Source organism: Streptomyces sp. NPDC059957, assembly GCF_042730015.1.
GTDB lineage: Bacteria > Actinomycetota > Actinomycetes > Streptomycetales > Streptomycetaceae > Streptomyces.
On record NZ_JBHWMB010000051.1, the window covers coordinates 23,079 to 45,186 of the forward strand.

Here is a 22,108-nt window from a genome sequence, read left to right on the forward strand (position 1 = left end):
CACGCCCACGACCCTGCCGCCACTTTGCGCAGGGGTGTCTCGGCCAGTGGATCGCAGGAAATCATCGGCCATTTCGTAGGAAAGGGAGGAGATTAGGCCGAAACGGTAATTGCTTCCAGCGAGGCGAAGAAGACCCGCTGGCCGCCCTGATGGCCGGACACGCTCAGGGAGAGGGTGTCGTTCCGGTTCCGCGTCACCGGCTGCGCCTGGATCAGGCAGGGGGAATGGAACTCCACGTACCGGTCGAAGGTCAGGTGGAGCGCGGTGGGGTACAGCCGGGTGGGGCCGGCGACGGCGAAGGCGGCCTGGTGGGTGGCCTCGAGGAGGACCATGCCGGGGACGTGATCGTTCTCGCGCGCGAACAGCGTCTTGTTCGTGGTGTGCGGCCGCAGGGTCCAGCACCGGGGGTCCACGGTGGGGGCCAGCAGGACGTGGCTCGGCTCGGTCCGCAGGACGAGGGAGGGGTCCACCGGTTCCGGCACGGGCAGGAGCGGCCGGGCGTCCGCGTGTTCACCCCGCATCCGGCGGTAGGCGCCGGGAGAGGTGCACGTCAGGTTGCCGCCGCCGGTCGCGATGACCTGGCCGTCCTGCACCACGGTCATGTGGCACACCATGCCGGAGAAGCGGGTGCCGCGGCGTCTGACGTCGGTGCAGACGACATCGATGTGGACGGGGGAGCCGCTGTCCGCCGCCAGGAGAGCGGGATCGATCCGGTAGCGGATGTCGGACATCAGGAACTGGTGCCCGATGGGGACTCCGTACTCGGCGTGCGAGAGCAGGATGCCCGCCTGGCGGATGGCCTCCGCGATCACGGCGGGCGAACGGAAACCATGGAGCGCGGTATGGAACGGGTGGCTTTCAGGCCAACGCAGCGTCACGGTGAATCGGTCGGGAGCAGTTCGTTCCCAGGCCGAGAGGAACACCTCGGAGGTGTCGGGACGGTGCACAAGCCAGTTGGGTATGGCCGGAGGCCTTGCATCTGAGACCCCGACCGACGGTCTTTGGGTGTTTTCGCTCGCATAGGACCTGATTAACATGATTTCCCCTCCGGACTTCGAGGCACATTCGAGCCAGTCGTGGTATGTCTCGGTTCGCCGCAAGATACGTGCTGCCTGGTATAATTTGCAACGGCTGTTTTCGGTGACATGCTCATACCCCCGAGGAGGTGCATCGGTGGCCGCCAGCACCGTGGAAGGAGCGAAGTTGTCTCAGAGGGAGGCATCTCGGCGCACCCGGCAACTCATCGTCGAGGCCGCCGGCGCCGTGTTCGCGGAGAAGGGCTTCAACGGGGCCACGATCGCGGACGTGTACCAACGGCTCGGCCTGACCAAGGGTGCGTTCTACTACTACTTCAAGGGCAAGGAAGAGCTGGCCCAGGCAGTCCTGGCCAGCCAGATCGACACGGTCGGCTTCCCGATCCTGCCGCGGAGCACCCGGCTCCAGGAGATGATCGACAAGGGCATGCTCTTCGCCGTTCAGATCCGCAGCGATCCGATCGTGCAGGGCAGCCTGAGGCTCTCCCTGGAGCGCGGCAGCCACCACGAGCACCGCCTGCGTCCCTACCAGGACTGGATCGACCACAACCGGTTCGCCCTCGGGCAGGCCCGGGAGTGCGGCGAACTCCACGCACACGTGGACCTGGACGCGGTCGCCAACCTCATCGTCGGCGGCTTCACCGGAGTGCAGGTGCTCTCGGAGGTGATGTCCGACTGGGAGGACCTGGAAGTACGGGTATCCGTGCTGCTCAGGCACGTCATGCCGATCATCGCGCTGCCGACGGTCCTGGCCGAACTCGACATGGCTCCCGGCCGCGCCGAGCGGGTCGCCGCCGACCTGGAGCGGCACTTGCGAGAGCGGGCCGAGGCTGAATCCGTCGATCTGGTCGAGCTCCAGGCCTAGTCCGTCCGTCGCCGGAACGTCCCGGCGACCGCGCGTTCCTCCCCGCTTTCCTCCCCGCTTTCCTCCGCCGGGCGTCTTCGACGCCCGGCGGAGGGTTTTCCGCGGCCGGACCGGCGCTCCGGGCAGCTACATCAGATCTTCCGATGACCATTGCCTACCTTCATGCAGGTTTGTTTCCATGGGCGCGGCCCCGAGCCACACACGAGGCTCTTGACCGACCACGGAGAACCCACATGATCAAGCTCGATGACATCCGCCGGCACGCGGCGGGCGGCGCGACGCGGGATGCCTTGGTCGACGGCCAGGTGCGGCTGACCTGGGGCCAGTTCGCCGAGACCGTGGAACGGACGGCGGCCGGACTTGCCGAGCACCTGCCCCAAGAGGGCGCGGTGCGGGCGGTCTTCCTCGCGGGGAACAGCTGGCAGCTCACCGTCGCGATGAGCGCCTGCGCCACCCTCGGCGTCTCGTGCACCGGTCTCGATCCGCAGAGCGGCACGGACGACCTGGGCCAGGTGCTCTCCTGGCTGGAGCCGTCCGTGGTCTTCGTGGCCTCGGAGCACCGGGCCACCCTCGACCAGCTCGTCTGGCCCAGCGGCCCGCAGGCCGTGCACGTGCTCCTGGACGGGGTCACGGCGCCCGGCGCCCCGGCCGCCCCGGGCAGGCACCAGGCGCTCAACTTCGACCTGCTGACCTCGGCGGAACCCCTGCGCACGCTGCCGGCGCCCCGGCCCTACGAGTCCTTCGCGGTCAGCGGGCGCGGTGAGGGCCCCTCCCGGATCGCCGTGCGCCGCACCCCCTCCGAGGGCCGCCACTTGGTCGACCTCGTCGACGAGTTCGGCCTCAACCGGGACGACGTCCACCTGGCCTCCGCCCCGCCGACCGAGCCCACGGCCCTCGCGCTGGCCCGCACGATGCTCGGCATCGGAGCCACCGTCGTCCTCGCCGACGGAGCCGGACCCGAGGCCCTGACCGGCATGCTCGTCGCCGAGCGCGTCAGCACCGGCGTGATCACCCCCTCCGCCCTGCACGGCGTGCTCGGACTGCCGGATGCCGCCGAGCCCTCGCCGCGCACCCGCCACCTGCGGTTCCTCCTCACTCCCGGCGCCCACCTGGGCCGGTGGACCGTCAACACGGCCTGGGAGCGGCTCGGTCCGGTGCTGCACACCGCGCTCGGCAGCGCGGAGACCGGGCTGACCGCCGTCATGGGCCCAGAGGAGCTGCTGGTCTCGCCGCCGCGCTCGGGCCACACCACGCTCGGCACCACCGTCGCCGTCCTCGGCGAGGACGGGCAGCCGGTGGCGCAGGGCGAGAGCGGCCGCCTGGCCTTCGCGGGCCACCAGGTCATGGACGGCTACCTGGATGGCGAGACCGGGTTCACCTCGCTGGACCTCGGCTGGGGTGAGGAGCGCTTCCTCGTCACCGACGAGTCCGGGTACGTGGACGAGACCGGCCGGCTGCTGGTCACCGGGCGGGTCACCGAAGTGCCCGTGGTCGTCCGCGATTCGGCGGTCGACACCGAGCTGTTCCGGCTGGAGTCGGACCTGCTCAACCTGCCCTGCCTGCGCGACACCGCCGTCATGCGGGTCAGCAGCCCGGTGCTCGGCGACGCGATCGTGGTCCCCTTCATCGCCGTGGCGGTCGGCCGGGAGGCCACCGGGTACGAGGCGCTCAGCGCGGCCTGCGCCCGCCGGGTGCCGTCGCTGCCCGCGCACGTCATCGCCGTCGACACCATCCCGTACAGCCCGACGGGCCGGATCCGCACCACGGACCTGCTCGACGCGGTGCTGCCCATCATCACCCTGAACCTGCAGCTTGAGCAGTCGATGCAACAGGAGATGTCCGCGTGAACCTGCCCTCCTTCGACGACCAGCCGTACGAAGAACTGCTGGTGGAGGACTTCGAGACGGCCTTCTTCGCACTCGAACTCGAACTCCTCGACCTGCCCTGCGTGAGGGACGTCGCGGTGATGCGCACCCGGCTGCCCGAGGTGGGCGAGACGCTGGTGGTGGCCTTCGTACCGCTCCTGGAGGAGGACCAGGAGACGGGCGGGCGCCAGGCCGCGCTGGCCGCCTGCGAGCGGCGCATGCCGTGGGTGCTCTCGCACGCGGTGGCCGTCGACGCGATCCCGCGCGCGGCCGACGGATCCGCGCGTACGGGGGTCCTGATCGACCGTCTGCTCCCGCAGATCGCCCGGGACCTCCTGTCGCCGATGGAGATGTCCGACTAGTCCGCTCCGCCCAGCCCGCCGGCCACCACGAAACGGGGGCTGACCTGTGGCCATGCCCTCCCTGCGGGCATGGCCACAGGTATGTCCGGAGTCGTGCGGGAACGTGCAGCGTGCATACTCGCTCTGCAGTTATACCTGCACCGTGGTATGTTCCTGTTCTCCGAGGCTCTGAGTCTCGCAGAAGGGAGCCCCTGCCGTGCAGTTCCAGCAGTTACGCTCGTTCCGTGAAGTAGCCGCCGAGATGAGCTTCACTCGCGCCGCTCGCAACCTCCACTACTCGCAGCCCAGCGTCACCGCCCACATAAAGAACCTCGAGGACTACATCGGGGCCGAGCTGTTCCATCGCGCCGGCGGCCGGGTCCAGCTCACCGAGGCGGGCATGCGCCTGCTGCCGCACGCGGAGAAGATCATTCTGATCGCCGAAGCCGCCTGTATGGACGCGGCCTCCGCCGGCCGGACCCGTCCCGCTGCCTGACCAGCCGCCGGACGGTTTTGTAATGCCTTTCCATTCGGCCCGGCCATGTATCCGAATTACTTGGATGGATGCCGGGCCGAACTTATTTCCGGGCATTCGGAATTCATCATTCCGCAATATCGAAAAACGCGACCAGGCCTTCCCCGTGGCGTCGACAAGGCTTCCCCGCCTGGTTGTTGACGTATCCCCCTGGAACGTGATGGCGCCAGGGTTGGCGTAGATGGGCAATTGTTCGTGCGCAGCCCAACAAGAGCTGATCGGCGGCCGTGCCTACGCTCGGGTCAATCGAACTGTGCGCCCGGCAGCGGTCGCGTGTATTACCCCTGGAGAGGACACCAAAATGGGTCAGGTCCCGATAGTGGATCAGTCGGCCGGCGAGGCTCCGAACGACCTCATGACGGGCGACTCCTACCTGGAGAGCCTGCGTGACGGCCGCCAGGTCTTCGTGGACGGCGAGCTCGTCAAGGACGTGACGACGCACCCGGCCTTCGCCATGGCCGCCCGGTCGACCGCGCACCTCTACGACGCGCTCCACCACCCGGACACCAAGGACCTGATGACGACGGTCGACCGGTACACGGGGTACCGCGTCCACCGCTTCTTCACCCCGGCGCACTCGCCCGAGGACCTCATCAAGGCCCGTGACGCCATCGAGCACTGGGCCCGCCTGAGCTACGGCTTCATGAACCGCACGCCCGACTACAAGGCGTCGTTCATGGCCGGCCTGGCCGTCACCCACGACTTCTACGAGCCCTTCGGCGACAACGCCCGCGCCTGGTACGAGAAGTACGCCCGCCAGGGCCTCTCGATCAGCCACGCGATCGTCAACCCGCCCGTCGACCGCAACAAGCCGGCGCACGAGATCCGCGACGTCTACCTCAAGGTCGTCGAGGAGCGCGGGGACGGCATCGTCGTCGAGGGCGCCAAGCTCATGGCCACCGCCTCGGCGCTGAGCAACGTCGCCTTCGTCGGCCAGATCCACCTGGCCAACCTGGAAGCCGGCAAGGCCGAGGACATGGCGCTGGCCTTCATGGCCCCGCTGAACACCCCCGGCATGAAGGTCGTCTGCCGCACCTCCTACGAGGGCAAGGCCACCAGCCCCTTCGACAACCCGCTCTCCAGCCGGTTCGACGAGAACGACGCCGTGCTGGTCTTCGACAAGGCGTTCATCCCGTGGGAGAACGTCCTGATCTACCGGGACACCGAGAAGATCCACCAGTACTTCCCGCGCTCCGGCCTGCTCTCCCGCGGCTTCTTCCAGGGCGCGATCCGCATGTCGGTCAAGCTCGAGTTCATGGCGGGCATCCTCGACAAGGGCACCCGCATCAACGGCACGGACGGCTTCCGCGGCGTCCAGGCCGGCCTCGGCGAGCTGCTCGCCTGGCGCCACCAGACCTGGGCCGTCACCAGCGCCATGGCCCTGGACCCGGAGGCCGGCCCGGCCGGCACCGTACTGCCGCGCATGGACTACTCGGCCGGCTACCGGGCGCTCGCCCCGCTCAGCTGGGAGCGCACGCACCGCTTCTTCGAGGAGCACCTCGCGGGCGCGCTGCTGATGACCCCGTCCAGCGCCAAGGACCTGCAGAACCCGGAGCTGCGCCCGCTGCTCGACCGCTACTACCGCGGCACCGGCGCCACCGCCGAGGAGCGCACCAAGCTCTTCAAGCTGGCCTGGGACGCGATCGGCACCGAGTTCGGCGCCCGCCACGAGCTGTACGAGCTCAACTACGCCGGCGGTCCCGACCAGGTGCGCCTCGACACCCTGAACTGGTCGCGCGGCGCCGGTCTGCTCGACAACTACGGCGACCTCGTCCAGAGGGCCATGGACGACTACGACCTCGACGGCTGGACCCGCGGCCGCTGGGCCCAGGAGAACTGACCGTCAAGCCCGCGTACGGACGGGTGCCCGCGGCCGACGCGCCGGGCGCACCCGTCCGCGCCCAGCAGAGAGGCCCGGCCATGAACCACGACCTGCGCGATGTGATGCGTTCCTTCGCCACCGGGGTCTGCGTCGTCAGCACCTACACCGACCAGGACGGCGTGCGCACCCACAACGCGATCACCGTCAACTCGCTCACCTCCGTCTCCCTGGAACCGCCGCTGGTGTCCCTGAGCTTCCGTCACGACTCGGAGTTCTTCGCCGAGCTGCTGCGGACCGGCGTCGTCGGGATCTCGATCCTCGGCGCCGAGGGCGAGTCCACCGCCCGCGCCTTCGCGCGCCGGCGGCCCGAGCGCGACCAGGCGCTGACGGAGGTGGCCGGAGCGCCGGGCGAGACCACCGGGACGCTGCTGTTCGACGCGGCTGCCTGGATGGAGTGCAGCCTGCGCGACCACGTGGTGGCGGGCGACCACGTGATGGTCATCGGCGAAGTCGTCGCCATGGGCGCCCGCGAGACCCAGACCCCTCTGATCTTCCTTCAGGGCGGCTTCCACAGATTCGAACTGGAACAGGTGTGACGTGCGTGCGAAGAAGCTGCTGAGCTGGCGGGTGCTCCTCGGGGCGGCCCTGGCCGTATCAGCCCTGACCCTGCTGCTCCTGCCCGGCGCCCCGGCCGAGGCCACGGCCTCCACGGCGCAGGCCGCGGCGCGTACCTCGGGCCCGGTGACGGTCTGCCTGGTGACCCGCGACGCCCCGAACCGCGAGCGCACCGTCAAGGTCGCGCGGTGGGCCTCGCAGGTGCTGCTCGAGGAGACGCTCTCCTACGCGGGCACCTGCGCCTCGTACGGCAGCCCGAGCGCGCTCGGCAACGGCAACCTGCGGACGTACGCTCAGATCGAGGGCTCCAAGCCGCTGACCGTGGGCATCGTCTTCCCCAAGTCCACGCTGACCGGCATGCCGACCACGATGACCGACGGCAACCACTGCTACGACATCGACGGTAACGGCACGGTCAACGAGCACACCGAGTGCGTCGGCGGCCACGAGCGCCCGCTGGACCTGCCCGCGCAGTTCACCTCGCTGCCGGGCATGCCGCTCAAGTGGGCCCTGGTCAACTTCAACCCGATGGGGCACGGCCCGGAGCACATCTACGACCACCCGCACTTCGACTTCCACTTCTACACGCAGTCGAAGGCGGAGCGCGACGCGATCCGCAGCGGCCCCTGCGGCCTGGCCATCAACTGCGACGACTACGCGACGGCCACCAAGCCGCTCGCCCCGCAGCACATGCCGCAGGACTACACGGACAAGGGCGTGGCCGAGGCCGCCATGGGCAACCACCTGGTCGACCTCACCTCGCCCGAGTGGGGCTCCACCGCCTTCACCCAGACCTTCATATACGGCTCCTACGACGCCAAGATCAGCTTCCTCGAGCCGATGATCACGAAGGGCTGGTTCGAGGGCATAGCCGCCGGGGTCAACCCGAGCCGCTGCTGGCCGGTCAAGCAGCCGCAGCAGTGGCAGACGAGCGGCTGGTACCCGCAGGAGTACTGCATCGACTACCGCGCCAACCGCGGGGACTTCACCGTCTCGATGAAGAACTTCAAGAAATCCGCTGCCTGAGTCGACAAGACCCAAGCCATTGGCCGACCGGCTTCACCCCCGCCGCACCGGGGGTGGCCGGCGGCTTCCACCGAATCCCCGGAGTAGGCGAGGAAAGGGCCACCGTGATCGCGGACAGCACAGCCGGCGCACGACGACCCCGCGCCTTCCACGAATTGATAGGTGACTGACACATGTCCCGTGGATTCTCGATCGGCATCGTCGGAGGAGGCGCGGCTGCAGTCTGCTTGATCGACGCGTTGTCGCGAACACAAAGCGAACCGGGCAGCCTCACGGTCTTCGAACCGTCACCGCACCTGTGGCGCGGGCGTGCCTACCAGGTCGACACCGAGACCCTGAAAGTCAACGCGACCCCCGACGACATGTCCGTGCGCGCCGGCGACCTCCAGCACTTCGAGAACTGGCTGGAGACGCGGGACAAGGTCATAGGGGTCCGCACCGGAGTCGACCGCTGGTCCGGGAGCCGCTTCGCCCCCCGGACCGTCTACGGCGAGTACCTGGAGCAGACGGCCTACGCCGCGCTCGGCGAACTGCGCCGCCAGGGCTGGCGGGTCGACCTCGTCGGCGAGGGGGTCACCTCCGCGAGCCGCGCCGCCAACCGGGTGCTGCTGCGCACCGGCAACGGCCGCGCCCGCGCCTTCGACTACGCCATCCTGTGCGTCGGCGGCGACAGCCCCAAGGACGTCTACGGTCTGGGCGACACCCCCGGCTTCGTCGGGGACCCGTACCCGATCGTCAACAAGCTGGCGGACGTCGGCGAGCGCGAGCACGTCGCGATCATCGGCAGCGGCCTGACCGCCATCGACATCATCCTGTCGCTGGCCGCCCAGGGGCACCAGGGCAAGATCAGCCTGCTGTCCCGGCGCGGCGTCCTGCCCGGCGTGCGGCAGAAGGCGGTCCCCTTCGAGCTGCGGCACTTCACCCCGCACCGGATGGAGGAGCTGGCCGCGATCCACCCCGAGGTCACCCTCGACGACATCGCCACCATCATGCGGGCCGAGTTCCGCGACGTCGGCGCCGACCTCGACGCGGTGGTCTCGGAGATCATCCGGGTCGACCTGGAGGACCCGGTCGACCGGCTGCGCCGGCAGATCGAAGAGGTCGACTCCCCCCACATGGGCCTGCGCATCCTCCAGCGGGCCGTCCCCGAGACCGGCCCCGACGTCTGGCCGATGCTGCGCGAACAGGACAAGGTCCAGCTGCTGCGCGCCCACTACCGCACGATCATGAGCCTGTGCTGCCCCATGCCGCCCGGCAGCGCCGGAGTCCTCCTCGACCTCGTCGAGGCGGACAAGCTGGAGATCGTCGCCGGGCTGCAGAACATCACCCCGAACCCCGAGGCCGGCTTCGACATCGTCACCGCCGAGGGGCACGACTTCACGGCCGACCGCGTCATCAGCGCGGTCAACGCCTCCGAGGGGCGCATCCCCACCAGCGCCGCGCCCCTGGTCACCTCGCTGATGCGCAGCCGCGTCGCCAGCCGACACCCCCACGGCGGCCTGCACATAGCGCGTCCGACCAGCCAGCTCACCACCAACGGCCGGCCCGACCCGCGCCTGTACGGGCTCGGCAACATCGCCGCCGGCTCGCTCTTCTTCACCTTCGGCATCCCCTCCCTGGTCGACCGGAGCCAGGACATCGTCGGCGCGATCCTGCAGCACGCCGAGACCGTCACGGCCGCGACCCAGGAGAACGAGGACGTCCTGCTCACGGTCTAGCCGCGAGCGCACCCGCACCCCCGCGAGCGAACCCGCACCCGCACCCGTACGCCGCCGGAAAACGACCCGGAGATTCCGGAGATGAGGACCCCGAGCATGAGCATCACCGAGACCGACCGGCCCGCCTACCTGGCGGACACGCACACAGGCCTGCCGATCCCCAGCGAGCCGGTCTTCGCCACCCACGAGGAGACGCGCCGCCACCGCAAGCAGCGGCTCGCCGCCGCGCTGCGGCTGTTCGGCAAGTACGGCTTCGGTGAGGGCATCTCGGGCCACATCTCGGTCCGCGACCCGGAGCACGAGGACCGGTTCTGGGTGAACCCCTTCGGCGTCTCCTTCAACCTGGTCCGCGTCGCCGACCTCATCTGCGTCGACTCCGCGGGCACCGTCGTGGAGGGCAGGCACCGGGTCAACCCCAGTGCCTTCGTCATCCACTCGGCCATCCACGAGATGCAGCCGGGTGCCACGGCGGCCGCCCACGGCCACACCGCGCACTCCCGCGCGCTCGGCGCCCTGGGCCGCCTGCTGGACCCCATCGACCAGGAGTCCGCGGCCTTCTACAACCGCCAGGTCCTCTACGAGGAGTACGAGGGTCCCTCGGTCTCCGCCGAACTCGGCCGCGACATCGCGGAGAAGCTCGGCGACAACCGCGCGATCCTCCTGCGCCACCACGGCCTGATAACCGTCGGCGGATCGCTCGACGAGGCCGTGCACTGGTTCTTCACCTACGACAGCTGCGCCCAGGTGCAGCTGCTCGCCCGGGCGGCGGGCACGCCCAAGAGCTTCACCCATGAGCAGGCCGTCGCAGCCGGGGACGGCTTCGGCAACGAGCAGCTGGGCTGGTTCAGCTTCCAGCTCCTCTGGGACGAGATCATCCGCGAGCAGCCCGACTTCCTCGAAGAGGACTAGCCCGCGGGACGTCTCCCCGGCCGGCACGACCACCGAAAAATCACCGAAAAGACCACCGAGGAAGAAGAGGCACCACCATGAACATCCTGCTTTTCGGAGCCAGCGGACACATCGGCAGCGCCATCGCCGGCGAACTGCTCTCCCGCGGCCACTCCGTCACCGGCGTGACCCGCACCGGTGAGATCGCGGGCAACACCCACGAAGGCCTCAAGGTGATCGCCGGTGACGCCACCAGCGCCGACACCGTGGCCGAACTGTCCGCGGCGGGCTACGACGCCGTCGGCTCGGCCGTCGGCCCCAAGCTCGGCGTCGACGACGACCACAAGATCATCGTCGGTGCGGCCAACGCGCTCATCGAGGGCCTGACGCGCAGCGGCGTACGCCGTGTCGTGGTCCTCGGCGGCGCCGGCAGCCTGGAGGTCGCCCCGGGCGTCAAGGTCATCGACAACCCGAACTTCCCGGCCGTCTGGAAGCAGAACGCCCTCGCCCAGAGCGAGGCGCTCGGCCTCTACCGCCAGGCCGACTCCCTGGACTGGACGTTCATCTCCCCGGCCGCCCAGATCGAGCCCGGTGAGCGCACCGGGACCTACCGCGTCGGCGGCGAGCAGCTCCTGGTCGACGCCGAAGGCAAGAGCCGCATCAGCATCGCGGACTACGCGGTCGCCTTCGCGGACGTACTGGAGCGCGGCGAAGCGATCCAGTCCCGCATCACCGTCGCCTACTGATTCCGCGTTCCCCGGAGGGGATCAGCAACATGACTTCACCCGCGACACCGAAGGCCGCCGGCATCGTCCGGTTCGCCATCATCCTCGGTGCACTCACCGCCCTCGGCCCGCTGGCCAACGACGCCTACATGCCGGGCCTCCCGCAGATCGCCGAGGACCTGCACACCAGCGCCTCGGCGGCCCAGCTCAGCCTCACCGCCTGCCTGCTCGGCCTCGGCATCGGCCAGCTCATCGCCGGACCCGTCAGCGACGCGCTCGGCCGCCGCCGTCCGCTCATCGCCGGTCTGGCGCTGTTCGCCGTCACCGCGCTGCTCTGCGCCTTCGCCCCCAACATCTGGACGCTGGTCGGGCTGCGCGCCCTCCAGGGCCTCGGCGGCGCCACCGGCATCGTCATCGCCTCCGCGGTCGTGCGCGACCGGCACACCGGGCCCGCCGCGGCCCGGTTCTTCGCGATGCTGATGCTCATCACCGGCATCGCGCCGATCCTGGCCCCCGTCCTCGGCGGCCAGCTGATGCTCGTCACCTCGTGGAAGGGCATCTTCATCGCCCTCGCGATCGTCGGCGCCCTGATGCTCTTCGGCGTCGCCGGCGCCCTGCCCGAGACGCACCCCGCCGAACGGCGCGTGCGCGGCGGCCTCAAGGCAACCGGCCCGATCTTCCGCCGGCTGCTCGGCGACCGGGTGTTCGTCGGCTACAACCTGGCCTGCGGCTTCGCCTTCGCCGCGATGTTCGCGTACATCTCCGGCTCGACCTTCGTGCTCCAGTCCATCCACGGGATGTCCCCGCAGGCCTACAGCGTCGTCTTCGGCGTCAACGCCCTCGGCCTGGTCATCGCCGCGCAGGTCAGCGGCCGCATCGTGCACAAGACCGGCCCGCGCGCACTGCTCGCCACCGGTCTGACCGTCTCCGCGGTCGGCGGCCTCGCGCTGCTCGCCGTCGTCCTCACCGACGCCGGGCTGGCCCCGCTGCTCGTCGCGCTCTTCCTGGTCGTCTCCAGCGTCGGCCTCGTCCTGCCGAACTCCTTCGCGCTGGCCCTCCAGGACCACGGTGACGTGGCCGGTTCGGCCGCCGCGCTGCTGGGCCTGTCCCAGCACCTGATCGGCGCGGCCGTGGTCCCGCTCGTCGGCCTCGCCGGCGAGGACAGCGCGGTTCCGATGGGCATCGTCATCGCCGTGCTCGGCGTCGGCGGTCTGCTCTTCTTCGGTCTCACCAAGGGCCACCAGGCCGCCGGCGAGGAGTCCGGCGCTCCGGCGACCGAGGAGCAGGCGCCCCAGGCCCGGCCCTCCCAGGTCCACGAGCCGGTCTAGGCACCTGGCGAGACAGGCTCCCCCAGCGGATTGCCCACCGGGGGTCCGTACGGCCGCACCACCGTACGGACCCCCGGCACCCGGGGCCGCCATCCCGGGCGGCGACAGGCCCACACCTCTTCCCTTTCCACCGAAACCGATCGAGGCACAGCCACCATGACCCTCGCCACGCACGCCACGGCCGTCGACACCTGGCGGCTGCTGCCCGCCGCCCAGCAGCCGTCCTACCCCGACCCGGTCGCCCTGCGCTCCGTGCTCGACGACCTCGCCTCCTACCCGCCCCTGGTCTTCGCCGGCGAATGCGACCGGCTGCGCGACCGGCTCGCCGACGTCGCCCGGGGCGAGGCCTTCGTCCTCCAGGGCGGGGACTGCGCCGAGAGCTTCGACGCCGTCAGTTCCGACCAGGTCCGCGACAAGGTCCGCACCCTGCTCCAGATGGCCGCCGTCCTCACCTACGCGAGCTCCGTGCCCGTGGTGAAGATCGGCCGGATCGCCGGGCAGTACTCCAAGCCCCGCTCCAAGCCCACCGAGGTCCGTGACGGCGTCGAACTGCCCGTCTACCGCGGCGACTCCGTCAACGGCCTCGCCTTCACGCCCGAGTCCCGCACCCCGGACCCCGAGCGGCTCAAGCGGATGTACCAGTCCTCCGCCGCCACCCTGAACCTCGTACGGGCCTTCACCACCGGCGGCTACGCCGACCTGCGCCAGGTCCACGAGTGGAACCGCGACTTCGTCGCCGCCTCTCCGGTCGGCGAGCGCTACGAGCGCCTCGCCGGGGACATCGACGACGCCCTCACCTTCCTCGCCGCCTGCGGCGCCGACCCGGCCGCCGTCCACTCCTCCGAGATCTTCGCCAGCCACGAGGCGCTGCTCCTGGACTACGAGGCCGCGCTCACCCGCGTCGACTCCCGGACCGGGAAGCTGTACGACGTCTCCGGCCACATGATCTGGATCGGCGAGCGCACCCGTCAACTGGACGGCGCCCACGTCGAGTTCGCCTCCACGGTGCAGAACCCCATCGGAGTCAAGCTCGGCCCCACGACCTCCGCCGACGAGGCCCTGCGCCTCATCGACAAGCTGGACCCGCAGCGCGAGCCCGGCCGCCTCACCTTCATCACGCGGATGGGCGCCCGCAACGTCCGCGAGATCCTCCCCGAGCTCATCGGCAAGGTCACCGCCGAGGGCGCCCGCCCCGCGTGGATCTGCGACCCGATGCACGGCAACACCTTCGAGGCGCCCAGCGGCCACAAGACCCGCCACTTCGACGACGTGCTCGACGAGGTCACCGGCTTCTTCGAGGTCCACCGCGCGCTCGGCACCCACCCCGGCGGCATCCACATCGAGCTGACCGGCGACGACGTCACCGAATGCGTCGGAGGCGGCGCCGAGGTCCGGCTCGCCGACCTCGGGCAGCGCTACGAGTCCGCGTGCGATCCGCGCCTGAACCGCAAGCAGTCGCTCGACCTGGCCTTCCGGGTCGCCGAGCTGTACCGCGACCGCCAGGCGGCCGGCGCGGCCCGCCGCGAAGCCGTACCGCGCGAAGCCGTACCGGCCGCCGCCTGATCCCGAGCGTCCGATCGACGTACCGTCCTGAAGCAAAGGGAGAAGCCCATGTCCGTGCGTGCCCTGCGCGGTGCCATCCAGCTGGAAGTCGACGAGCGGGGCCACCTGCTGGACGGGGTCCGCAAGCTGTTCCAGGAGATGCTCCTCGTCAACGGGCTCGACCAGGACGACCTGGTCAGCGTGCTCTTCACGGCGACCCCGGACCTGGTCAGCGAGTTCCCGGCGGTGGCCGCCCGGGAACTGGGCGTCACCGACGTGCCGTTGATGTGCGCGCAGGAACTGGACATCGCCGGGTCCCTGCCCCGCGTGGTGCGGATCCTGGCGTACGCCGAGTCGGACCTGCCCAAGCCCGACATCAAGCACATCTACCTGGGCGGCGCGGCCGCCCTGCGCCAGGACCTGGTCACCGCCGGAGATTCCAGATGATCCGCTCCGCCGTGGTGGTGGGGACGGGCCTCATCGGAACCTCCATCGCCCTGGCCCTGTCCCGCCGCGGGGTGGCCGTCCACCTCATGGACGAGAACGACTCGGCCGCCCGCACGGCCGCCTCCTTGGGCGCCGGCACCCTCGGCGCCCCGAAGACCACCGTGGACCTGGCCGTACTGGCCGTCCCGCCGGCCCAGGTCGGCGCCGTCCTCGCCGCCCAGCAGAAGCTGGGCCTGGCCCGCTCGTACACCGACGTCGCCAGCGTCAAGACCGAACCGGAGATCGGGGTCCTCGCCGCCGGCGCCGACCCCGTCAGCTTCATCGGCGGACACCCCATGGCCGGCCGGGAGCGCTCCGGCCCGCTCGCCGCCTGCGCCACCCTCTTCGAGGGCCGCTCCTGGGTGCTGACCCCCACGGCCCACACCAGCCGCGAAGCGCTCAACATGGCGCTCATGATGGTCTCGCTGTGCGGGGCGGTGCCCGTCGTCATGGACAGCGACGCGCACGACCGGGCCGTGGCCCGCGTCTCCCACACCCCGCACGTGGTCGCCTCGCTGATGGCCGCCCGCCTCCAGCACCTCCAGGAGGACGCCTGCCGGCTGGCCGGGCAGGGGCTGCGCGACGTGACCCGGATCGCCGGGGGAGACCCCCGGCTGTGGAGCGACATCCTGGAGTCCAACGCCACCGCGGTCGCCGACGTGCTGACCGAACTCGCCGAGGACCTCCAGGTCACCGTGGCCGCCCTGCGGGGCCTCGCCACCGACGATGCCGACGAACGCGCCCAGGGCACCACGCTCCTGGCCGACCTGCTCGGCCGCGGCATCAGCGGCCGCGACCGCATCCCCGGCAAGCACGGACACCCGGTACCCGCCTGCGCGCCGGTCCGGGTCCTGATCGGGGACCAGCCCGGCGAACTCGCCCGGCTCCTCGCGAACGCCGCCGAACTCGACGTCAACATCGAGGACATGACCATCGACCACTCGCCGGGCGACGAGAGCGGCCTGGTCGAGCTGATGGTCGCCCGCGGGACCGCCGTGACCGTGTCCCAGGGCCTGATGAGCGCGGGCTGGCGGGTCCAGCGGATGGGGCCGATCGAGGCTCCGCCGGTGGCCGTCGGGGTCTGACCCCGGGCCGTGCGACCTCGTGTCGTGCGACCTCGCGTCGTCTGCTCCCTGTGTCGTCTGCCCCCTGCGTCGTCTGACCCCGCATCCGCGGATCCCCGTACGACCCCTTGGTCCGACCGCCCACCACGCCGGCCCACCACGCCGCACGACAGAGGATGACCCTTGAGCACTTTGCGATGGCTCACCGCGGGCGAATCGCACGGCCCCGCACTCACCGCCGTCCTCGAAGGCCTGCCCGCCGGGGTGGAGATCTCCACCAAGGCGGTCGCCGACTCCCTCGCCCGACGCCGCCTCGGCCACGGCAGGGGTGCCCGGATGGTCTTCGAGCGGGACGAGGTGACCTTCCTCGGCGGCGTCCGCCACGGCCTCACCCAGGGCGGACCGGTGTCGATCCAGGTCGCCAACACCGAATGGCCCAAGTGGCAGACGGTGATGGCCGCCGACGGCGTGGACCCGGAGGTGCTGGCCGGCCGGGCGCGCAACGCCCCGCTCTCCCGCCCCCGCCCCGGCCACGCCGACCTCGCCGGGATGCAGAAGTACGGATTCGACGACGCCCGGCCGGTCCTGGAGCGGGCCAGCGCCCGCGAGACCGCCGCCCGCGTCGCCGTCGGAGAGGTCGCCCGCGCCTTCCTCCAGCAGGCGTACGGGATCACCATCGTCAGCCACGTCGTCTCGCTCGGCGCGGCCGTCGCCCCGGAGGGCGTGGTGCCCGGGCCGGAGGACACCGAACGCGTCGACGCCGACCCGGTGCGCTGCCTGGACCCGGAGGCCTCCGCCGCGATGGTCGCCGAGGTCGACCGGGCCCACGAGAACGGCGACACCCTCGGCGGAGTCGTCGAGGTGCTCGCGTACGGACTTCCGCCGGGCCTGGGCAGCTACGTCCACGGCGACCGGCGCATCGACTCCCGGCTCGCCGCCGCCCTCATGGGCATCCAGGCCATCAAGGGCGTCGAGTTCGGCGACGGCTTCGGCCTCGCCAAGGTCCCCGGCTCCCTCGCCCACGACGAGATCGAGCGGGACGGGCAGGGCGCCGTCCGCCGCCGCACCGCCCGCTCCGGCGGGGTCGAGGGCGGCATGACCACCGGCGAACCGCTGCGGGTACGCGCCGCGATGAAGCCCATCGCCACCGTGCCGCGCGCCCTGGCCACCATCGACGTCGCCACCGGCGAGCCGGCCGTCGCCCACCACCAGCGCTCCGACGTCTGCGCGGTGCCCGCCGCGGCCGTCGTGGCCGAGGCGATGACGGCGCTGGTCCTCGCGCACGCCGCGCTGGAGAAGTTCGGCGGGGACTCCCTCGCCGAGACCGCCCGCAACCACCGGGGCTACCTCGAGAACCTGGCCGTCCGATGAGCGCCCCGACGCTGGACACGCCGGCGCCGGCGGTGAGCACCCGGATCCCGGTCGGCGGGGACCGGCCGTACGAAGCCGTCGTGGGCCACGGGCTGACCGGCGAGACCGGGCGCGTCCTCGGCTCCGAACCGCTGCGGGTGGCGATCGTGTACTCCCGCCCGCTGCTGGGCACGGCCCGGCGGATCGCCCGGGAGCTCAACCACGAGGGACGCATCGTGGTCTCCCTCGAAGTGCCCGAGGGAGAAGCCGCCAAGGACATGACCGTGGTGGTGGGCCTGTGGCGGGCCCTCGCGGACGCCGGGTTCACCCGCTCCGACGCCGTCGTGGCCGTCGGCGGCGGCGCCACCACCGACCTCGCCGGGTTCGCCGCCGCCGGCTGGCTGCGCGGCGTACGCCTCGTCCTGGTGCCGACCACCCTGCTCGGCATGGTCGACGCCGCCATCGGCGGGAAGACCGCCGTCAACCTGCCCCAGGGCAAGAACCTCGTCGGCGCCTTCCACCCGCCCGCCGGGGTGCTGTGCGACCTGGACCTGCTGGACACCTTGCCGCGCGCCGACTACGTCAGCGGCCTCGCCGAGGTCATCAAGGCCGGGTTCATCGCCGACCCGGAGATACTGCGCCTGGTCGGGGAGGACCCGGCCGGCGCCCGCCACACCCGTGAGCTCGTGGAGCGCGCCATCCGCGTCAAGGCGGAGGTCGTCACCGAGGACTTCCGCGAGGACGGCCGCCGCGAGCACCTCAACTACGGCCACACCCTGGGCCACGCCATCGAGCGGGTCTCCGGCTACCGGGTCCGCCACGGCCACGCCGTGGCCGCCGGCATGGTCTTCGCCGCCGAACTCGCCCGGCTCGACGGCCGGCTGTCCGCCGCCGACACCGAGCACCACCGCGCCCTCCTCACCGCCGCCGGGCTGCCCACCACCCACGGCGGAGCCTGGGGTCCGCTGCGCGACGCGATGGGCATCGACAAGAAGACCCGGGGCAGCCGGCTGCGCCTGGTCGTCCTCGATGCCATCGGCCACCCCGCCCTGCTGACCGGCCCGGACGAGGCGCTCCTCGCCGCCGCCTACGAACGGCTCGCCCGGTGACCCGGCCCGGAGTCCGCTACGCCCGCGCCCGCGCGATCCGCCGCGCCCACGCCGACACGGATGTGGCCGCTGCTCGGGTGCCCCTTCCGGCCCCGCTCCCGCCGCCCGCGGCGGCCCGTGGCCGGGGGGTGGTCCCGGCCCGTGCCGCCGCGGCCTTCCCGGCCCGTGCCCGGGCGCCGTTCCCCGCCCGGGCCGGGAACGCCGTCGCGGTCCCGGTCCTGCTGGGCGCCGCGGTCCCCGCCCGGGCCGGCGCACCCTTGCGCTCCTGGGTGCCCGCACCGGCCAGAGCACTCGTACCCGTACTCGAATCCCCCGAACAGGAAGGCCCGTCATGACCGCCGCCACCGCCCCGCAGGGCCCCGCGTCCGCCCTGCTCTGGGGGGACGCCGACCGCCGGGCCGTCGAGGTCGCCCGCGCACTGACCGTGGACGCGGTCGAGGCGGCCGGACACGGGCATCCCGGCACCGCCATGAGCCTCGCGCCGGCCGCCTACCTGCTCTTCCAGCGGCTGCTGCGGCACGACCCCCAGGACCCGCGCTGGGCCGGCCGCGACCGCTTCGTCCTGTCCTGCGGCCACGCCAGCCTGACCCTGTACACGCAGCTCTACCTGTCGGGCTACGGGCTCACCCTCGAGGACCTCAAGGGCCTGCGCACCGAGGGCAGTCTGACCCCCGCGCACCCCGAGTACGGGCACACCCCCGGCGTGGAGACCACCACCGGCCCTCTCGGCCAGGGCCTCGCCAACGCGGTCGGCATGGCCATGGCGGCCCGCCGGGAGCGCGGCCTGTTCGACCCGGAGGCCGCCCCCGGCACCTCCCCCTTCGACCACACCGTGTGGGCCATCGCCTCCGAAGGCGACCTGGAGGAGGGCGTCGCACACGAGGCCAGCTCGCTCGCCGGACACCAGCGCCTGGGCAACCTCGTCGTCCTCTACGACGAGAACCGCATCTCCATCGAGGACGACCGGCAGATCGCGCACTCCGAGGACACCCTCGCCCGCTACCGGGCGTACGGCTGGCACGTGCAGGAGGTCGACTGGACCGCCACGGGCGATTACGTCGAGGACGTGGCGGCCCTGCACCAGGCGCTGACCACCGCCCGCGAGACCACCGACCGGCCCTCGCTCGTATCGCTGCGCACGATCATCGGCTGGCCCGCGCCCAAGAAGCGGAACACCGGCGGCATCCACGGATCGGCCCTCGGCGCCGAGGAGGCCGCGGCCGCCAAGGCGGCGATGGGCCTCGACCCCGCGCTCTCCTTCCAGGTCCCCGCCGAAGTCCTGGCCCACGCCCGCCGGGTCGCCGACCGCGGCGCCGAGGCGCACCGCCAGTGGGACAAGACCCTTGCCGACTGGCGCGCCCTGAACCCCGGGCGCGCCGAGCTCTTCGACCGGCTCTCCGAGCGCCGGCTGCCCGAGGGCTGGCAGGAGAGCCTGCCGGTGTTCTCCGGGGGCGGCGAGATGGCCACCCGCAAGGCGTCCGGCGAGGTGCTGAACGCGCTGGCCGGCGTACTGCCCGAGCTGTGGGGCGGCTCCGCGGACCTCGCCGAGTCCAACCTCACCACCATGAAGGGCGAACCCTCCTTCATCCCGGAGGAGCTGGCGACCGAGGCGTACTCCGGCCACCGGTACGGGCGGACCCTGCACTTCGGCATCCGCGAGCACGCCATGGGCGCCATCCTCAACGGCATCGCCTTGCACGGCGGGACCCGTCCCTACGGCGGCACCTTCCTCGTCTTCTCCGACTACATGCGCCCCGCCGTGCGCCTCGCCGCCATGATGAAGCTGCCCGTCACCTACGTCTGGACCCACGACTCCATCGGGCTCGGCGAGGACGGCCCCACCCACCAGCCCATCGAGCACCTCTGGTCGCTGCGCGCCATCCCCGGCCTGGACGTGGTCCGGCCGGCCGACGCCAACGAGACCGTCGTCGCCTGGCGCACCATCCTCGAGAACGCCGACCGCCCGGCGGGCCTGTGCCTGTCCCGGCAGAACCTGCCTGTGCTGGAGCGCACCGAGGAGAGCGGGCTGTCCCCCGCCGAGGGCGCCGCGCGCGGCGGGTACGTCCTGGCCGAGGCCGAGGGCGGACGCCCCGAGGCCATCCTCATCGCCACCGGCAGCGAGGTGCCCATCGCCCTCGACGCCCGCCGCATCCTCCAGGACGGGGGCCTCGCCACCCGCGTCGTGTCCATGCCCTGCCTGGAGTGGTTCCAGGCACAGGAGGAGGAGTACCGGGAGGAGGTGCTCCCCGCCGAGGTGGCCGCCCGCGTCTCCGTCGAGGCGGGCTCCAGCCTCGGCTGGTACGCCCTGGTCGGCGCGGCCGGCACCTCGCTGGGCATCGACTCCTTCGGTGCCTCGGCCCCGTACCAGTCCCTGTACGAACTCCACGGCCTGACCGCGCCGAAGGTCGCCGCGGCCGCCCGCGCGAGCTTCGAGCGCGCCCAGCGCAGGGGCTCCGTACGATGACCGCCGTGACAACTCCCGTACTGGAGGCCCGGATACCCGGCTCCAAGAGCATCACCAACCGGGCGCTGCTCCTCGCGGCCGCCGCCCCCGGCCGCAGCCGCCTGGCCGCGCCCCTGGTCAGTGACGACACCCTCGCCTTCCGGGCCGCGCTGACGGACCTGGGCACCGGAGTGCGCGACATCGGCGACAGCGGCTACGGGTACGGAGACGGCTCCGGCTACGGCGACGGCTCCGGCGAGGTCTGGGAGGTCACCGGGCGCGGCGCCGGACCGACCGGCCCCGGCCGGGTCTGGTGCGCCGACGCCGGGACCGCGGCGCGCTTCCTGCCGCCCTTCGCGGCCACCGGGCACGGGGAGATCGCCTTCGACGGCTCCGACCAGTTGCGGGCGCGCCCGCTGCTGCCGCTGCTGGAGGCGCTCACCGGGCTCGGGGCGAAGGTGCACGGCACGGGCCTGCCCTTCACGCTCGCCGCGCGGGGGCTGGCCGGCGGCCGCATCGAGCTGGATTCCGGGCTCAGCAGCCAGTACCTCTCCGGGCTGCTGATGGCCGCCCCGCTGATGGGCGGACCGCTCACGGTGGACGTGCCCCGGCTGGTCAGCCGTCCGTACGTGGACATGACCCTGTCCCTGATGCGGCACTTCGGCGCCCGGGTCGAGGAGGAGGGCAGCGCGATCACGGTCCACCCGGGCGGCTACCGGCCCACGGACCTCGACATCGAGCCGGACGCCTCGACCGCCTCGTACTTCTTCGCGGCGGCGGCCGTCACGGGGCGCACCGTACGGGTGCAGGCGCTGGGCACCGGCAGCCTCCAGGGCGACACCGCGTTCGTGGAGGTGCTGCGGCGCGCGGGGGCGCAGGTCACAAGCACCGCGGAGTGGACGGAAGTCACGGGCACGGGCCCGCTGCGCGGCGGATTCACCGTCGACATGGGCGATATCTCGGACACCTTCATGACGATGGCCGCGATCGCCCCGCTCGCGGACGCCCCGATCACCATCACGGGCATCGCGCACGCCCGACTGAAGGAGTCCGACCGGATCGCCACCGTCGCGGAGAATCTCCGCGCGCTGGACATCCGGGTGGAGGAGGGCCCGGACCGCATCACCGTCCACCCGGGCACGCCGACCCCGGCGACCGTCGACTGCCACCGCGACCACCGCATCGCGATGTCCTTCTCGGTACTGGGCCTGCGCGCCGCCGGCATCACCCTCGACGACCCGGCCTGCGTGGCCAAGACCTTCCCCGGCTTCCACGAGGAACTGCGCCGGCTCTTCGGCACCTTCGGCTGAAACGCGCGGAGCGGCGCCCCCTGACGGGGCGCCGCTCCGTGT

Annotated in this window: 20 protein-coding genes; 19 read left to right on the top strand and 1 reads right to left on the bottom strand. The window is 71.7% G+C overall.

Going from position 1 to position 22,108, the window contains the following annotated elements:
* Positions 1–92: 92 nt before the first annotated feature.
* Positions 93–1,037, bottom strand: a complete 945-nt coding sequence (locus ACFWBW_RS28735; RefSeq protein WP_385378224.1) for a ScbA/BarX family gamma-butyrolactone biosynthesis protein — start codon at positions 1,035–1,037, stop codon at positions 93–95.
* Between the two features lie 166 nt (positions 1,038–1,203).
* Here ACFWBW_RS28735 and ACFWBW_RS28740 point away from each other — a divergent pair, with 166 nt between their 5' ends.
* The 19 genes from ACFWBW_RS28740 (at position 1,204) to aroA (ending at position 22,066) form a co-directional block, all read left to right on the top strand.
* The gene (locus tag ACFWBW_RS28740) at positions 1,204–1,899 is read left to right on the top strand and encodes a ScbR family autoregulator-binding transcription factor (protein WP_385378227.1); all 696 of its coding nucleotides are present in this window, start codon (positions 1,204–1,206) and stop codon (positions 1,897–1,899) included.
* Positions 1,900–2,132: 233 nt separating this feature from the next.
* The gene (locus ACFWBW_RS28745; protein ID WP_385378230.1) at positions 2,133–3,746 is read left to right on the top strand and encodes a class I adenylate-forming enzyme family protein; all 1,614 of its coding nucleotides are present in this window, start codon (positions 2,133–2,135) and stop codon (positions 3,744–3,746) included.
* On the top strand, positions 3,743–4,126 hold the full coding sequence (locus ACFWBW_RS28750) for a hypothetical protein (RefSeq protein WP_385378233.1): 384 nt from the start codon (positions 3,743–3,745) through the stop codon (positions 4,124–4,126). Before ACFWBW_RS28745 ends, ACFWBW_RS28750 begins: the two co-directional genes overlap by 4 nt.
* Before the next feature lie 196 nt (positions 4,127–4,322).
* Positions 4,323–4,601, top strand: coding sequence for a LysR family transcriptional regulator (locus ACFWBW_RS28755; RefSeq protein ID WP_385378236.1), 279 nt, complete (start codon positions 4,323–4,325; stop codon positions 4,599–4,601).
* Positions 4,602–4,959: 358 nt separating this feature from the next.
* Positions 4,960–6,480: a 4-hydroxyphenylacetate 3-hydroxylase family protein gene (locus tag ACFWBW_RS28760; RefSeq protein WP_385378239.1), complete on the top strand. Its 1,521-nt coding sequence runs from the start codon at positions 4,960–4,962 to the stop codon at positions 6,478–6,480.
* Positions 6,481–6,560: 80 nt separating this feature from the next.
* Positions 6,561–7,058 (top strand): flavin reductase family protein, encoded by a 498-nt coding sequence (locus ACFWBW_RS28765; RefSeq protein WP_385378242.1) that lies wholly within the window; start codon positions 6,561–6,563, stop codon positions 7,056–7,058.
* A 1-nt stretch (position 7,059) separates the two neighbouring features.
* Positions 7,060–8,103 carry a hypothetical protein gene (locus tag ACFWBW_RS28770; protein WP_385378245.1) on the top strand — a complete coding sequence of 348 codons (1,044 nt, stop codon included), beginning with the start codon at positions 7,060–7,062 and terminating at the stop codon, positions 8,101–8,103.
* 173 nt (positions 8,104–8,276) lie between these two features.
* Complete coding sequence (locus ACFWBW_RS28775; protein WP_385378248.1) at positions 8,277–9,821, top strand: FAD/NAD(P)-binding protein; 1,545 nt, start codon at positions 8,277–8,279, stop codon at positions 9,819–9,821.
* A gap of 96 nt (positions 9,822–9,917) precedes the next feature.
* On the top strand, positions 9,918–10,730 hold the full coding sequence (locus tag ACFWBW_RS28780) for a class II aldolase/adducin family protein (protein ID WP_385378250.1): 813 nt from the start codon (positions 9,918–9,920) through the stop codon (positions 10,728–10,730).
* Positions 10,731–10,807: 77 nt separating this feature from the next.
* A complete protein-coding gene (locus ACFWBW_RS28785) occupies positions 10,808–11,455 on the top strand; it encodes an NAD(P)-dependent oxidoreductase (protein ID WP_385378253.1) in 648 nt (215 codons plus the stop codon).
* 29 nt (positions 11,456–11,484) lie between these two features.
* A complete protein-coding gene (locus ACFWBW_RS28790; RefSeq protein ID WP_385378256.1) occupies positions 11,485–12,762 on the top strand; it encodes a multidrug effflux MFS transporter in 1,278 nt (425 codons plus the stop codon).
* Between the two features lie 156 nt (positions 12,763–12,918).
* Positions 12,919–14,325: a class II 3-deoxy-7-phosphoheptulonate synthase gene (locus tag ACFWBW_RS28795; RefSeq protein WP_385378259.1), complete on the top strand. Its 1,407-nt coding sequence runs from the start codon at positions 12,919–12,921 to the stop codon at positions 14,323–14,325.
* Between the two features lie 48 nt (positions 14,326–14,373).
* Positions 14,374–14,751 carry a chorismate mutase gene (gene aroH, locus ACFWBW_RS28800; RefSeq protein WP_385378262.1) on the top strand — a complete coding sequence of 126 codons (378 nt, stop codon included), beginning with the start codon at positions 14,374–14,376 and terminating at the stop codon, positions 14,749–14,751.
* Complete coding sequence (locus ACFWBW_RS28805; protein WP_385378335.1) at positions 14,751–15,875, top strand: prephenate dehydrogenase; 1,125 nt, start codon at positions 14,751–14,753, stop codon at positions 15,873–15,875. Before aroH ends, ACFWBW_RS28805 begins: the two co-directional genes overlap by 1 nt.
* 162 nt (positions 15,876–16,037) lie before the next feature.
* The gene (aroC, locus tag ACFWBW_RS28810) at positions 16,038–17,225 is read left to right on the top strand and encodes a chorismate synthase (RefSeq protein ID WP_385378265.1); all 1,188 of its coding nucleotides are present in this window, start codon (positions 16,038–16,040) and stop codon (positions 17,223–17,225) included.
* Positions 17,222–18,313, top strand: a complete 1,092-nt coding sequence (aroB, locus tag ACFWBW_RS28815) for a 3-dehydroquinate synthase (RefSeq protein ID WP_385378267.1) — start codon at positions 17,222–17,224, stop codon at positions 18,311–18,313. The genes aroC and aroB overlap by 4 nt, the downstream gene beginning before the upstream one ends.
* Entirely contained in the window at positions 18,310–18,648 is a 339-nt protein-coding gene (locus ACFWBW_RS28820; RefSeq protein WP_385378270.1) for a hypothetical protein, read from the top strand. Before aroB ends, ACFWBW_RS28820 begins: the two co-directional genes overlap by 4 nt.
* Positions 18,645–20,777, top strand: a complete 2,133-nt coding sequence (gene tkt, locus ACFWBW_RS28825) for a transketolase (protein ID WP_385378273.1) — start codon at positions 18,645–18,647, stop codon at positions 20,775–20,777. The genes ACFWBW_RS28820 and tkt overlap by 4 nt, the downstream gene beginning before the upstream one ends.
* Positions 20,774–22,066, top strand: a complete 1,293-nt coding sequence (aroA, locus tag ACFWBW_RS28830) for a 3-phosphoshikimate 1-carboxyvinyltransferase (protein ID WP_385378276.1) — start codon at positions 20,774–20,776, stop codon at positions 22,064–22,066. Before tkt ends, aroA begins: the two co-directional genes overlap by 4 nt.
* Positions 22,067–22,108: the final 42 nt, after the last annotated feature.

What these genes read in the sequence shown, in the direction of transcription:
- ACFWBW_RS28735 (WP_385378224.1), bottom strand. Translation starts at nt 1,037, where the DNA reads ATGTTAATCAGGTCCTATGCGAGCGAAAACACCCAAAGACCGTCGGTC.
- ACFWBW_RS28745 (WP_385378230.1), top strand. Translation starts at nt 2,133, where the DNA reads ATGATCAAGCTCGATGACATCCGCCGGCACGCGGCGGGCGGCGCGACG.
- ACFWBW_RS28765 (WP_385378242.1), top strand. Translation starts at nt 6,561, where the DNA reads ATGAACCACGACCTGCGCGATGTGATGCGTTCCTTCGCCACCGGGGTC.
- ACFWBW_RS28775 (WP_385378248.1), top strand. Translation starts at nt 8,277, where the DNA reads ATGTCCCGTGGATTCTCGATCGGCATCGTCGGAGGAGGCGCGGCTGCA.
- ACFWBW_RS28780 (WP_385378250.1), top strand. Translation starts at nt 9,918, where the DNA reads ATGAGCATCACCGAGACCGACCGGCCCGCCTACCTGGCGGACACGCAC.
- ACFWBW_RS28785 (WP_385378253.1), top strand. Translation starts at nt 10,808, where the DNA reads ATGAACATCCTGCTTTTCGGAGCCAGCGGACACATCGGCAGCGCCATC.
- ACFWBW_RS28790 (WP_385378256.1), top strand. Translation starts at nt 11,485, where the DNA reads ATGACTTCACCCGCGACACCGAAGGCCGCCGGCATCGTCCGGTTCGCC.
- ACFWBW_RS28795 (WP_385378259.1), top strand. Translation starts at nt 12,919, where the DNA reads ATGACCCTCGCCACGCACGCCACGGCCGTCGACACCTGGCGGCTGCTG.
- aroH (WP_385378262.1), top strand. Translation starts at nt 14,374, where the DNA reads ATGTCCGTGCGTGCCCTGCGCGGTGCCATCCAGCTGGAAGTCGACGAG.
- aroB (WP_385378267.1), top strand. Translation starts at nt 17,222, where the DNA reads ATGAGCGCCCCGACGCTGGACACGCCGGCGCCGGCGGTGAGCACCCGG.
- tkt (WP_385378273.1), top strand. Translation starts at nt 18,645, where the DNA reads ATGACCGCCGCCACCGCCCCGCAGGGCCCCGCGTCCGCCCTGCTCTGG.
- aroA (WP_385378276.1), top strand. Translation starts at nt 20,774, where the DNA reads ATGACCGCCGTGACAACTCCCGTACTGGAGGCCCGGATACCCGGCTCC.